The organism is Streptomyces sp. NPDC093109 (genome assembly GCF_040701725.1).
In the GTDB taxonomy this organism is placed as follows: Bacteria; Actinomycetota; Actinomycetes; order Streptomycetales; family Streptomycetaceae; genus Streptomyces.
Genome location: NZ_JBFBEZ010000013.1, coordinates 92,786 through 105,635, shown reverse-complemented (window position 1 = coordinate 105,635; position 12,850 = coordinate 92,786). Strand labels below are relative to the sequence as shown.

The window sequence follows — 12,850 nt, the reverse complement described above, 5'->3', positions numbered from 1 at the left end:
ATGGGCCGTATCGACTACCTTCACGATCCTGCCGCGCCGCCGGCCAACTCCGTCGTCCCGTCCGTCGTGGCGTTCGTCCAGAACGATGCGGGCGAAGTGCTCGTGATCCGGCGCTCCGACAACGGCCGTTGGGCCCTTCCGGGCGGTGGCCACGACGCGGGGGAGTCCATCAGCGACACCGTGGTGCGCGAGGTGTGGGAAGAGACCGGGATCAAGGCCGAAGTGATCGACATGTCCGGGATCTACACCGACCCCGGGCACGTCATGCAGTACGACGACGGAGAGGTGCGCCAGCAGTTCAGCATCTGCTTCCGGGCCCGGCCGGTCGGCGGTGAGATCCGTACGAGTGACGAGACGACCGACGTCAGGTGGGTCGCGCCGGCGGACCTGGCGGAGTTCGACATCCACCCCACCATGCGCCTGAGGATCGACCACGCGAGGGACCGGACCCGGACGGTGCCCTACATCGGCTAACGGGCCGTACTGGCGAGCCGTACGAGCACCCGGGACGTGCACGCGAGGATCTCGGGCTCCGCGCGCCGGATGAACGTGCCGATGAGGCTGTCAGCCCCGTACCGCCCGGCGATCTCGTTCACCCGGTCCACGGGGTTGGTGGGGGTGCCGTCCGGGGTGGTGTTCATGTCGCAGTAGCAGAGCGCATCGTTCAGATGCGCGCTCTCGCGCGGGAACTCGCGCTCCAGCTCATCCCGCAGCCCGCGCGCTTCCGCCTCCATCCATGAGCAAGAGTGATGCGCCACCAGGCGGACGACCCGTTCGTCCGCGCGGGCCACCTCCCGGAGGTAGCGCGCACCGTCGAGCGGGTGGAACCCGGTCTTGGCGACGTCGGGCGAGTAACCGATGTCGTGCAGCACAGCCGCCGCCTCCATGAGGTCGGCGTCCGTGCCGAGGGCCGGGGCGATCGACCGCGCGCGCTCAGCCACCCCCAGCGAATGGGCCCACCGGCGCGGCAGCGCCTCGGCAAGGAGGGACTCTGCGAGCGGGTAGGCCCATGTGGTCAGTTCGTTCGTGCTCAAGGTTCGGGACGCTCCTCTTGGTCGGGCACAGCCCGTACGGTTCGCGGCTTCCCCTGCCGGGACTCCGACAGCAGACCCGCGGCTTCCAACTTGTTCAGTACCTTCGCCACCGTGGGGCGCGCCGCCCCGAAGCGCTCACTGAGCGCGGACGCGCTCGGGAACGGCTCGCCCACCTTCAGTTCGTCGGTCACGAAGACCTCAGCGATCCGATCGGCCAACGGCCGGCGGTCGGCACCGCCGGAGCTCCTGAGCACGCGCCAGCGCCCCCCCGGCACCGGTTCCGCGACTCCGGCGTCCCTGAGTACACGGAAAGCCCTTAGAGCCACCCCGCGGGAGATCCCGTGATCGCGCATGAGGTCCGCGACGGAAGGCAGCTCAGTCATCTCGGGGTCTTTCTCGACCTGACCCCTCACCGCATCAGCGACTTTCAGATAGGTCCCCCGGGGGCTGATCTGCTGTGTCACTCCCACTCCCTCACCCTTGCGCATTTGCGAATGCGTGAGACAAGCGTCGCACGTTCACGCTCCTGCCAATGGGCATCGCACGGAGTGCCCGGAAGCGTCGTCGTTCGGGATGGCTTGCTCAGCACGCATCCGACGCTCTCGCCCGGCCTGACCAGCCTCTGAGGGGCGGCGGCGCCTAACGGTGGGCCACTCCTCGGGCCGTCTGTGGGCCGTACGAGGGTGGCCAACGACCACCGGCGACGACCAATGACGACCACCCGGAACCCACGGTCGGGCTGGTCACAGTGGCCCGTCTGCGACACTGGACGGACCATGCCTGTACCTGGAGAACTCACTTTCGTCGCGCCCCGCGGAGCCAAGAGGCCCCCGCGGCATCTCGCCGACCTCACCCCCGACGAGCGCCGCGAGGCCGTCACCGCGATCGGCGAGAAGGCGTTCCGCGCCAAACAGCTGTCGCAGCACTACTTCGCGCGGTACGCCCACGACCCCGAGCAGTGGACCGATATCCCGGCCGCCGCGCGGCAGCGGCTCGCGGCGGAGCTGCTGCCGGACCTGATGTCGGTGGTGCGGCACATCTCCTGCGACGACGACACCACCCGCAAGACGCTCTGGCGGCTGCACGACGGCACCCTGGTCGAGTCCGTGCTGATGCGCTACCCGGACCGGGTCACGATGTGCATCTCGTCCCAGGCCGGCTGCGGGATGAACTGCCCGTTCTGCGCCACCGGACAGGCCGGTCTCGACCGGAACCTCTCCACGGCCGAGATCGTGCACCAGATCGTCGACGGGATGCGGGCCCTGCGCGACGGTGAGGTCCCCGGTGGGGCCGCGCGGCTCTCCAACATCGTCTTCATGGGCATGGGCGAGCCGCTCGCCAACTACAAGCGCGTCGTCGGGGCGATCCGCCGGCTGACCGACCCCGAGCCCGACGGGCTCGGTATCTCGCAGCGCGGGATCACCGTCTCGACGGTCGGTCTGGTGCCGGCGATGCTGCGCTTCGCCGACGAGGGCTTCAAGTGCCGCCTCGCCGTCTCCCTGCACGCGCCGGACGACGAGCTGCGCGACACCCTGGTGCCGGTCAACACGCGCTGGAACGTCGCGGAGGTGCTGGACGCCGCCTGGGAGTACGCGGAGAAGTCCGGCCGCCGTATCTCCATCGAGTACGCCCTGATCCGGGACATCAACGACCAGGCGTGGCGCGGCGACCGGCTGGGCCGGCTGCTCAAGGGCAAGCGGGTGCACGTCAACCTGATCCCGCTCAACCCGACGCCCGGATCCAAGTGGACGGCCTCGCGCCCGGAGGACGAGAAGAAGTTCGTCGAGGCGATCGCCGCCCACGGCGTGCCGGTGACCGTACGGGACACCCGGGGCCAGGAGATCGACGGGGCGTGCGGACAGCTGGCCGCCTCGGAGCGGTAGCACGGGCAGCGGGTAATCGGCCAGGAGGTAATCTTGGCCCGAAACGCATTGCATATTTTCCGACAGGGGAGCGCCACAGCGCTGAGAGTGCGGCACGTATCCGTGGAAGCGGACGGCGGTCGCAGACCCTCTGAACCTTGCCCAGGTCATTCTGGGTAGGAAGTTCGGAACCACTCAAGCTGTTGCGCCCTGCCCCGGTTCCGGTCCCGCCGGATGCCGGGGCAGGGCCGCGTCTTCTCCTGGACATCCCAGGAGGAAAACCAGTGAGCACCACCCGGAACAGCCCGACAAGACTGGCCGCCGTCGCGCTCGCGGCCGCGCTCGGCGTCTCGGCGCTCGCCGCCTGCGGCGGGTCCGACAGCGCCGGCGGAAGCGGTGACGGTGGCGGTGGCGGCGGTAAGGCGTCGAAGACCGTCACCCTCGTCAGCCATGATTCGTTCAACGCCTCCCCCGCCGTGCTGAAGGCCTTCACCGCGGAGACCGGCTACACGGTCAAGGTCCTCAAGAGCGGCGACGCGGGCGAGGCACTCAACAAGGAGATCCTCACCAAGGGCTCCCCGCAGGGCGATGTCTTCTTCGGCGTCGACAACACCCTACTCTCGCGCGCCCTCGACAACGGGATCTTCACCCCGTACGAGGCGAAGGGCCTCGGTTCGGTCGAGGCGGCCACCCAGCTGGACGCGGACCAGCACCGGGTCACGCCCGTCGACACCGGCGACATCTGCGTCAACTACGACAAGAAGTACTTCGCCGACCGGAAGCTCGCGCCGCCCGCGTCCTTCGACGACCTGGTCAAGCCCGCGTACAAGAACCTGCTCGTCACCGAGAACGCCGCGACCTCCTCACCCGGCCTCGGCTTCCTCCTCGGCACGGCAGCGCGCTACGGCGACGACGGCTGGCAGGACTACTGGAAGAAGCTGAAGGCCAACGGCGTCCAGGTCGTCGACGGCTGGGAGCAGGCGTACAACGAGAACTTCTCCGGCTCGGCCGGCGGAAAGAAGGCCAAGGGCGACCGCCCGCTCGTCGTCTCGTACGCCTCCAGCCCGCCCGTCGAGGTGCTGTACGCCGATCCGCGGCCGAAGACCGCCCCCACCGGGGTCGCCACCGGCACCTGCTTCCGGCAGACCGAGTTCGCCGGTCTGCTCAAGGGCGCGAAGAACGAGGCCGGGGGCAAGGCCCTGCTGGACTTCCTGATCAGCGAGAAGTTCCAGGCGGACATGCCGCTGAACATGTTTGTGAACCCGGTGGTCAAGGGAGTCGCGCTGCCCGCCCTGTTCACGGAGTTCGGCGCGACCGTCGCCCGGCCGGAGACCCTCGCCCCGGCGAAGATCGCCGCCAACCGTGACCAGTGGGTCCAGTCGTGGTCCTCGCTCGTCGTGAAGTAACGCGGGCGTCCGGGGCGGAGCGGGCCGTCCGGGTCCGGCGGGCCGCGCGCGCCCACGCGCCGCGGCTCGCCCTCATGGCCGTGCCCCTCGCCTTCTTCGCCGTCTTCTTCGCCTACCCCGTCGCCGCGATCGTCGGCCGCGGCCTGAAGACCGGCGACGGCTGGCAGTTCGGCCGGATCGCCGGTGTGCTCGGCCGTCAGGACATCCTCGGTGTCCTGTGGTTCACCACCTGGCAGGCGCTCGCCTCCACGGCGCTCACCCTGCTGATCGCCCTGCCCGGCGCCTATGTGTTCGCGCGCCTGGACTTCCCCGGCAAGGCGGTGCTGCGCGCGGTGGTCACCGTGCCGTTCGTGCTGCCGACCGTCGTCGTCGGTACGGCCTTCCTCGCGCTGCTCGGGCGCGGGGGACTGCTGGACGAGCTGTGGGGGATACGCCTCGACACCACCGTCTGGGCCATCCTCCTCGCCCATGTCTTCTTCAACTACGCGGTGGTCGTACGGACCGTGGGCGGTCTGTGGTCGCAGCTCGACCCGCGCCAGGAGGAGGCCGCGCGCGTCCTCGGCGCGGGCCGGTTCGCGGCGTGGCGCCGGGTGACGCTGCCCGCGCTCGCGCCGGCCGTCGCCGCCGCCGCGCTGATGGTCTTCCTCTTCACCTTCACCTCCTTCGGCGTCGTGCAGATCCTCGGCGGACCCGCCTACTCCACCCTGGAGGTGGAGATCTACCGGCAGACCGCGCAACTGCTCGACCTGCCCACCGCCGCCGTGCTGACGCTCCTTCAGTTCGCCGCCGTCGGCGCGATCCTGGCCGTGCACGCCCGGACCGTACGGCGCCGGGAGACCGCTCTGCGGCTGGTCGACCCCGCGCGGACCGCGAGCCGGCCGCGCGGGCGGGGCCAGTGGGTGATCCTCGGCGGCGTGCTCGGGTCCGTGACGCTGCTGATCCTGCTGCCGCTCGGCGTGCTGGTCGAGCGCTCCCTCGACGCACCCGGCGGATACGGCCTCGGCTTCTACCGGGCGCTCGGGTCGGTGGAGGCGAGCGGCGGCACCTTTCTCGTACCGCCGCTCGAAGCGGTCGGCAACTCGCTGACGTACGCGCTGGTCGCGACCGTGATCGCGCTGGTGGTGGGGGGTCTGGCAGCCGCCGCGCTGACCCGAGGGGCGGGGCCGCTGGTGCGGGGCTTCGACGCGCTGCTGATGCTGCCGCTCGGCGTCTCCGCCGTCACCGTCGGCTTCGGCTTCCTGATCACCCTCGACAAGCCGCCGCTGGATCTGCGGGCCTCCTGGATCCTCGTCCCGCTCGCCCAGGCGCTGGTCGGCGTCCCCTTCGTCGTACGGACCATGCTGCCCGTACTGCGGGCGGTGGACGCGCGGCTGCGCGAGGCGGCGGCGGTGCTCGGCGCGTCCCCGGCGCGCGCGTGGCGGGAGGTCGACCTGCCGCTGGTACGGCGGGCGCTGCTGGTCGCGGCGGGCTTCGCGTTCGCCGTCTCGCTGGGTGAGTTCGGCGCGACGGTCTTCATCGCCCGCCCCGACCGCCCGACGCTGCCGGTGGCCGTGGCCCGGCTGCTGGGACGGCCCGGCGAGCTGAACTACGGGCAGGCGATGGCCCTGTCCACGGTCCTGATGGTGGTGTGCGCTCTCTCGCTGCTGGCGCTGGAACGTATCCGTACCGACCGCTCCGGAGAATTCTGATGGCCCTGCTGACCCTGTCGGACGTGACCGTACGGTTCGGATCCGGCCCGGGAGCGCGCTCGGCGCTCGACGCGGTGGAGCTGAGCGTCGCCGAGCACGAGATCGTCTGTGTGCTCGGCCCGAGCGGCAGCGGCAAGTCGACGCTCCTGCGGGTGGTCGCCGGGCTCCAGCGCCCGGACGGCGGGCGGGTGCTGCTCGACGGCGCGGACCAGGCGGAGGTGCCGGTCCACCGGCGCGGGGTGGGGCTGATGTTCCAGGACCACCAGCTCTTCCCGCAGCGGGACGTGGCCGGCAATGTCGCCTTCGGGCTGCGGATGCGCGGCGCGCCGCGCGGCGAACAGGCCGCCCGGGTCGCCGAACTGCTCGATCTCGTCGGGCTGCCCGGCGCGGGCCCGCGTGCCGTCGACGCGCTGTCCGGCGGCGAACAGCAGCGGGTCGCCCTGGCGCGGGCACTCGCGCCGCGCCCCCGGCTGCTGATGCTGGACGAACCGCTCGGCCAGCTCGACCGCGGGCTGCGGGAGCGGCTGGTGGTGGAGTTGCGCGGGCTGTTCGGGCGGCTCGGTACGACCGTGCTCGCCGTCACCCACGACCAGGGCGAGGCGTTCGCGCTCGCCGACCGGGTCGTGGTGATGCGCGACGGTCGTATCGCCCAGACCGGCACCCCACTGGAGGTCTGGCAGCGGCCCGCCTCCGCCTTCGTGGCCCGCTTCCTCGGCTTCGACAATGTTGTGACGGCGACGGTGAAGGGCGCGTCCGCCGATACGGTCTGGGGCCCGGTCCCCGTACCGGACGGATCCCCGGAGGGCGAGCGGACCCTGCTGGTACGGCCGGCCGGCGTACGGCTCGGGGACCCCGCCGGGGGGCTGCGCTGCACGGTCGGGGCGCGGGCGTTCCGGGGCGGGCGGGTCACCGTGACGCTGCGTCCGGACACGGGACCTGACGGGGGGACAGCCGGGGAGCGGCCGGACATCGAGGCCGAATGCGGTCTGCGCGAGGTGCCGGACGAGGGGGCGGCGGTGGGGGTCTCCTTCGCCGCGGAGGACGTGGTGGTGCTGGCGGAGGGCGGGGGCGGGGGCGGGGACCCGGAGGACTGACCCGGGTCTTCAGGTCCGGGCGGGCCGGGTACGTACCCGGCCCGCCCGGACCGCTATCGCGACAGCGGGACCGCCGCCAGGGAGGCCACCGCCCAGGTCAGCGGGGCGAAGACCGCCAGGACCGCCGTCGCCCGCACCGCGGCGGCCGTACGGACGAGGGTGACCGGGGCGCCGACCAGACGCAGCGAGTGGGTGATGGCGGTGCGGGTCTGGCGCGCCTCCAGCGTGGCGGTCAGGACCGTGGCGGCCGTACAGCCGATCACCAGGGCGGCGCCCAGGGCGGTGAGCGGGCCGAAGGGGCGTTCGTCGCCAGGGCCGTAGAGGGAGTTCGCGGCGAGGACCCCGGAGAGCACCGCGCACAGCACTCCGAGCGGCCGGCCGATACGGCGAGCCTCGGCCATCAGTGTGCGGCCGGCCAGCAGCCGGAGCGCGCCGGGGCGCAGGATCTGGAGCAGCCAGCCGCACAGATACGTGATGCCGGGGCCGGCCAGTGCGAGGCCGATCGCCGTCAGTGTCCAGCCGAGCAGCACCTCGGCCGGACTGCCGTCGAAGTGGCCGGGCAGCGGGAGTACGGAGCCGCCGCCGTCCCGGCTCGCGTACGTCTCCACGGCGAGCCCCGCCGCGGTGAGCGCGACGCCCCAGGGCAGTCCGGACGGCGCGGGGGCCGGGGCCGGGGGGTGTACGGGCGGGAGCCGCGTCGCCCCGTCGGCGGCCGGGGCGACGTCCGTCTCCGGGCCCGTGTCCGCGTCCGTTTCCGCGTCGGCCTCAGCAGCGGGGGCGGCGGTGGCGGACGCGGTGCGCCGGGACGTTCCGGCGACCGCGTGTCCCCGGCGGCGCAGCGCCAGCGCCGTCGCCGCCGTCGCCAGCACGGGCACCGCCGCGAGCAGCGTCAGTACGGCGCCCAGCGGCAGCGGCCGGCCGGCGGCGAGCAGCTCCGCCGCGTCCCCGTCGAACGGCAGCCCGGTCAGATCACCGCGCAGATGGAGGAAGAAGAGCAGCGCGACGGCGCTGCCCAGCGTGCAGGACACGGCGGTCGAGGTGGCGGCCAGCGCCGTCAGCCTGGCCGGCCCGAGACCCACCGCGGAGAGCCCGGCGCGCAGCCGGATGCTCGGGTCCGTCACCGCCACGGCGACCGCGAACTGCACCGTCGCCGCCAGCGGGATCAGGCACCACAGCAGCCGTACCGTGGAGCCGTCGGGGTGGCCCATGGCCCAGCCCAGCGTGCACAGCAGCAGGAAGCCGACCCCGGCGGAGGCGGCGGCGACCAGCAGCCGGCGGAGCTGGATCAGCAGATGGGTGCGGCGGCCTAGACGGAGAGCGAGCACGCGGCCCGGCCTTCCGCCTCGGACGGCCGCGCCGCGGTGACGCGACGGCCGTCGACCAGGGTGATCACGCGGTCCGCGAGCGTCGCGACCTCGTCGTCCAGCGTGGCCAGCACCACCGTGATGTGGTGCGAACGGGCCGCGGTGGTCAGCGTACGGAGCACCTGGGCCCGGTCCGTACGGTGCAGCGGGGCGGTCGGCTCGTCGGCGAAGAGCACCGCGGGCTCGGTGACGAGGGCGCGGGCGACGGAGACCCGCTGCCGCTGCGACTGGAGCAGCGCGAAGGGACGTTTACGGGCGTACGGGCCGATGTCGAGGCGCTCCAGCCACTCCATCGCGGCGGTCTTGGCGGCCCGGTGCGACGTGCCGCGCATCAGCAGCGGCAGGGCCGCGTTCTCCCAGGCGCTCAGCTCGGGGACGAGGGACGGCTCGGGGCCGATCCAGCCGAAGCGGTCGCGGCGCAGCCGTTCGCGCAGCGCGGCGCTCATGGTGTGGACGGGCGAGCTGTTGAACCAGACCTCGCCGTCGCGCGGGACCAGCTGGCCCGACAGGCATCTCAGCAGGGTCGTCTTGCCGCTGCCGCGCGGTCCGTTGACGGCGAGGATCTCGCCCTCGCGCACGCCGAGCGAGACCCCGTCGAGGGCGGGTGATCCGTTGTGGGAGTAGTGCAGGGAACGCGCCCAGAGCACGTCGTTGTCCGGCGGGGCCACCATGGCGTACACCTCGGTTCTGGTCTGACGTACCTGGCACGCTAGGGACGTGGGACCGGGTGTGCGGACAGCACACGGCCCGAATGCCACCCTTCTCACTCGAAAGAGGGGCAAACGGGCCGCTGGGTGAAGTGCTCTGCGATGTTTGGCGCCGCGGTGGATCAGAGCTTGGTCCACGCCTCCGTCAGGACCGCGCGCAGGATCCCCTCGATCTCGTCGAACGTCGACTGGTCGGAGATGAGCGCCGGCGCCAGCTGCACCACCGGGTCGCCCCGGTCGTCGGCGCGGCAGTACAGCCCGCTGTCGTACAGCTTCTTGGAGAGGAAGCCGTACAGGACGCGCTCGGTCTCCTCGTCCGTGAACGACTCCTTGGTGTCCTTGTCCTTCACCAGCTCGATGCCGTAGAAGAAGCCGTTGCCGCGGACGTCGCCGACGATCGGCAGGTCGTGCAGCTTCTTCAGGGTGTCGAAGAACGCGCCCTCGTTGTCGAGGACGTGCTGGTTGAGGCCCTCGCGCTCGAAGATGTCGAGGTTGGCGAGGCCGACGGCCGCGGAGACCGGGTGGCCGCCGAACGTATAGCCGTGCAGGAAGGTGTTGTCGCCCGTGTAGAACGGCTCGGCCAGCCGGTCGGAGATGATGCACGCGCCGATCGGGGAGTAGCCCGAGGTCATGCCCTTGGCGCAGGTGATCATGTCGGGGACGTAGTCGAACTTGTCGCAGGCGAACATCGTGCCGAGCCGGCCGAAGGCGCAGATGACCTCGTCGGAGACGAGCAGGACGTCGTACTGGTCGCAGATCTCGCGGACCCGCTGGAAGTAGCCGGGCGGCGGCGGGAAGCAGCCGCCCGCGTTCTGTACGGGCTCCAGGAAGACCGCGGCGACCGTCTCGGGGCCCTCGAAGAGGATCTCCTGCTCGATCTGGTCGGCGCACCAGCGGCCGTACGCCTCGGGGTCGTCCCCGTGGATCGGCGCGCGGTAGATGTTGGTGTTGACGACCTTGTGCGCGCCCGGGACGAGCGGCTCGAAGGGCGCCTTGAGGGCGGGCAGTCCGGTGATGGACAGGGCTCCCTGTGGAGTGCCGTGGTAGGCGACCGCCCGGGATATGACCTTGTACTTGGTCGGCTTGCCGGTCAGCTTGAAGTACTGCTTGGCGAGCTTCCAGGCGGTCTCGACCGCTTCGCCGCCGCCGGTGGTGAAGAAGACCTTGTTGAGGTCGCCGGGTGCGTAGTGCGCGAGCCGCTCGGCCAGTTCGACTGCCTTGGGGTGCGCGTACGACCACACCGGGAAGAAGGCCAGCTCCTGCGCCTGCTTGTAGGCGGTCTCGGCCAGCTCGTGACGGCCGTGGCCGGCGTTGACGACGAACAGCCCGGAGAGGCCGTCGAGGTAGCGCTTGCCCTTGTCGTCGTAGATGTAGGTGCCCTCGCCACGCACGATGGTGGGCACGGGTGCGTTCTCGTACGACGACATGCGGGTGAAGTGCATCCACAGGTGGTCGTACGCGGTCTTGGAGAGGTCCTTGCTCACGGCTATCGGGTTCCCCACATGTAGGTCTGCTTCTTCAGCTTGAGGTAGACGAAGCTCTCGGTGGAGCGCACGCCGGGGAGCGCGCGGATCCGCTTGTTGATGACCCGCAGCAGATGGTCGTCGTCCTCGCAGACGATCTCCACCATGAGGTCGAAGGAGCCCGCGGTCATCACCACGTACTCGCACTCGTCCATCGCGGCCAGCGCGTCCGCGACCGACTCGGTGTCGCCCTCGACATTGATGCCGACCATCGCCTGCCGGCGGAAGCCGACGGTGAGCGGGTCGGTGACGGCGACGATCTGCATCACGCCCTGGTCGATCAGTTTCTGCACGCGCTGGCGTACGGCCGCCTCGGAGAGGCCGACGGCCTTGCCGATCGCGGCGTACGGACGCCGTCCGTCCTCCTGGAGCTGCTCGATGATCGCGAGGGAGACGGTGTCGATCGTCGGGGACGATCCGCTGGAATCTGCGCTACGGCTGGCCACGCGGTTCACTGTGCACTGCGGGTCGTCGGTCCCGCAACCCCGTATCGATGAAATTCGTTGTCGTGAGGTTCAAATAACACCGAATCCGAAGATGTGGAGGGTCGGGCCTGTCGAAAGCGTCGACCGACGGAATAGGCTGGGCGCCCTGCCCGTGGGGATCCGACATGGGTGCACCGAAACTGGAGGGATGGCAGTGACCACCGAGCTGCGGCGGCTGCGTAACTACATCAACGGGGAATTCCGGGACGCCGCGGAGGGCGGCACCATCGAGGTGGTCAACCCAGCCACGGGTGAGCCGTACGCCACCTCTCCGCTCTCGCGCGAGGCCGATGTCGACGCCGCGATGGCCGCCGCCGCGGCGGCCTTCCCCGCCTGGCGCGACACGACCCCCGCCGAGCGCCAGAAGGCGCTCCTCAAGATCGCGGACGCTTTCGAGGAGCGCGCCGAGGAACTGATCGCCGCGGAGTCGGAGAACACGGGCAAGCCCCTGGAGCTGACCCGTACCGAAGAGGTCCCGCCGATGGTGGACCAGATCCGCTTCTTCGCGGGCGCGGCGCGGATGCTCGAAGGCCGGTCGGCGGGCGAGTACATGGAGGGCCTCACCTCGTTCGTCCGCCGGGAGCCGATCGGGGTCTGCGCGCAGGTGGCGCCGTGGAACTACCCGATGATGATGGCCGTGTGGAAGTTCGCGCCGGCCCTCGCCGCGGGCAACACCGTCGTCCTGAAGCCCTCGGACACGACCCCCGCCTCGACCGTGCTGCTCGCCGAGATCATCGGCGCGATCGTCCCCCCGGGCGTCTTCAACGTCATCTGCGGCGACCGGGAGACCGGGCGCGCGATGGTCGAGCACCCGACGCCGGCGATGGCCTCCATCACCGGTTCCGTCCGGGCCGGCATCCAGGTCGCCGGGTCGGCGGCCAAGGACGTCAAGCGCGTCCATCTGGAGCTGGGCGGCAAGGCGCCGGTCGTGGTCTTCGAGGACGTCGACATCGCCAAGGCCGTCGGGGACATCGCGGTGGCGGGCTACTTCAACGCGGGCCAGGACTGTACGGCCGCCACCCGCGTCCTGGTGCACGAGTCGATCCACGACGAGTTCGTGACCGCCCTCGCCAAGGCGGCGGCCGACACGAAGACGGGCGCCGCGGACGACGAGGACGTGCTGTACGGCCCGCTCAACAACGCCAACCAGCTCGCCCAGGTGTCCGGCTTCATCGAGCGCCTTCCCGCCCACGCCAAGGTAGAGGCGGGCGGCCACCGTGTCGGCGACAAGGGCTACTTCTACGCCCCGACCGTCGTCTCCGGCCTCAAGCAGGACGACGAGATCATCCAGAACGAGGTCTTCGGCCCGGTCATCACCGTCCAGTCCTTCACGGACGAGGCCCAGGCCCTGGAGTACGCCAACGGGGTCGAGTTCGCGCTCGCCTCCTCGGTGTGGACCAAGGACCACGGCCGTGCCATGCGCATGTCGAAGTCGCTGGACTTCGGCTGCGTCTGGATCAACACCCACATCCCGCTGGTCGCGGAGATGCCGCACGGCGGCTTCAAGAAGTCCGGCTACGGCAAGGACCTGTCGGCGTACGGCTTCGACGACTACACGCGCGTCAAGCACGTGATGACGTCCCTCGACGGCTGACGTACCCGGTACCCGGTACCTGACGCCCGCTCCCGTCCCGAGGGCGGGCGTCGGGCGTCCCCGCTGCGTTTGTTGGCCCTCGGCGATGCGGGC

At 71.1% G+C, this 12,850-nt stretch carries 12 protein-coding genes and 1 riboswitch; of the genes, 6 read left to right on the top strand and 6 right to left on the bottom strand.

Annotated elements, in window-relative coordinates; genetic code table 11:
- Positions 1 to 474, top strand: a complete 474-nt coding sequence (locus AB0389_RS15170) for an NUDIX domain-containing protein (protein WP_366395915.1) — start codon at positions 1 to 3, stop codon at positions 472 to 474.
- Here AB0389_RS15170 and AB0389_RS15165 read toward each other — a convergent pair.
- Entirely contained in the window at positions 471 to 1,034 is a 564-nt protein-coding gene (locus tag AB0389_RS15165; RefSeq protein WP_366395841.1) for an HD domain-containing protein, read from the bottom strand. The two genes, AB0389_RS15170 and AB0389_RS15165, sit on opposite strands and share 4 nt — an antisense overlap.
- Positions 1,031 to 1,498 (bottom strand): GntR family transcriptional regulator, encoded by a 468-nt coding sequence (locus tag AB0389_RS15160; protein ID WP_366395840.1) that lies wholly within the window; start codon positions 1,496 to 1,498, stop codon positions 1,031 to 1,033. Before AB0389_RS15160 ends, AB0389_RS15165 begins: the two co-directional genes overlap by 4 nt.
- 312 nt (positions 1,499 to 1,810) lie before the next feature.
- Between AB0389_RS15160 and rlmN the strand changes: the two genes are divergently transcribed.
- The 4 genes from rlmN (at position 1,811) to AB0389_RS15140 (ending at position 7,084) form a co-directional block, all read left to right on the top strand.
- Entirely contained in the window at positions 1,811 to 2,917 is a 1,107-nt protein-coding gene (gene rlmN / locus AB0389_RS15155; RefSeq protein ID WP_366395839.1) for a 23S rRNA (adenine(2503)-C(2))-methyltransferase RlmN, read from the top strand.
- Positions 2,918 to 2,971: 54 nt separating this feature from the next.
- Positions 2,972 to 3,097, top strand: a riboswitch (TPP riboswitch).
- Positions 3,098 to 3,180: 83 nt separating this feature from the next.
- Entirely contained in the window at positions 3,181 to 4,302 is a 1,122-nt protein-coding gene (locus AB0389_RS15150) for a thiamine ABC transporter substrate-binding protein (protein WP_366395838.1), read from the top strand.
- Positions 4,303 to 4,376: 74 nt separating this feature from the next.
- Positions 4,377 to 5,990: an iron ABC transporter permease gene (locus tag AB0389_RS15145; RefSeq protein ID WP_366395837.1), complete on the top strand. Its 1,614-nt coding sequence runs from the start codon at positions 4,377 to 4,379 to the stop codon at positions 5,988 to 5,990.
- A gap of 5 nt (positions 5,991 to 5,995) precedes the next feature.
- Entirely contained in the window at positions 5,996 to 7,084 is a 1,089-nt protein-coding gene (locus AB0389_RS15140) for an ABC transporter ATP-binding protein (protein ID WP_366395914.1), read from the top strand.
- Positions 7,085 to 7,137: 53 nt separating this feature from the next.
- Here AB0389_RS15140 and AB0389_RS15135 read toward each other — a convergent pair whose 3' ends face one another.
- From AB0389_RS15135 to AB0389_RS15120, 4 genes are all read right to left on the bottom strand, one after another.
- Positions 7,138 to 8,409: a hypothetical protein gene (locus tag AB0389_RS15135; protein ID WP_366395836.1), complete on the bottom strand. Its 1,272-nt coding sequence runs from the start codon at positions 8,407 to 8,409 to the stop codon at positions 7,138 to 7,140.
- Positions 8,391 to 9,119, bottom strand: coding sequence for an ATP-binding cassette domain-containing protein (locus AB0389_RS15130; RefSeq protein WP_366395835.1), 729 nt, complete (start codon positions 9,117 to 9,119; stop codon positions 8,391 to 8,393). The genes AB0389_RS15135 and AB0389_RS15130 overlap by 19 nt, the downstream gene beginning before the upstream one ends.
- Before the next feature lie 158 nt (positions 9,120 to 9,277).
- Complete coding sequence (locus AB0389_RS15125; protein WP_366395834.1) at positions 9,278 to 10,657, bottom strand: aspartate aminotransferase family protein; 1,380 nt, start codon at positions 10,655 to 10,657, stop codon at positions 9,278 to 9,280.
- Positions 10,642 to 11,124: an Lrp/AsnC family transcriptional regulator gene (locus AB0389_RS15120; RefSeq protein ID WP_366395833.1), complete on the bottom strand. Its 483-nt coding sequence runs from the start codon at positions 11,122 to 11,124 to the stop codon at positions 10,642 to 10,644. Before AB0389_RS15120 ends, AB0389_RS15125 begins: the two co-directional genes overlap by 16 nt.
- A gap of 193 nt (positions 11,125 to 11,317) precedes the next feature.
- Here AB0389_RS15120 and AB0389_RS15115 point away from each other — a divergent pair, with 193 nt between their 5' ends.
- The gene (locus tag AB0389_RS15115; protein ID WP_366395913.1) at positions 11,318 to 12,757 is read left to right on the top strand and encodes a gamma-aminobutyraldehyde dehydrogenase; all 1,440 of its coding nucleotides are present in this window, start codon (positions 11,318 to 11,320) and stop codon (positions 12,755 to 12,757) included.
- Positions 12,758 to 12,850 lie beyond the last annotated feature (93 nt).

Excerpts from the sequence above, each read along its gene's own strand:
- AB0389_RS15170 (WP_366395915.1), top strand. The coding sequence starts at position 1 with ATGGGCCGTATCGACTACCTTCACGATCCTGCCGCGCCGCCGGCCAAC.
- AB0389_RS15145 (WP_366395837.1), top strand. The coding sequence starts at position 4,377 with ATGGCCGTGCCCCTCGCCTTCTTCGCCGTCTTCTTCGCCTACCCCGTC.
- rlmN (WP_366395839.1), top strand. The coding sequence starts at position 1,811 with ATGCCTGTACCTGGAGAACTCACTTTCGTCGCGCCCCGCGGAGCCAAG.
- AB0389_RS15130 (WP_366395835.1), bottom strand. The coding sequence starts at position 9,119 with ATGGTGGCCCCGCCGGACAACGACGTGCTCTGGGCGCGTTCCCTGCAC.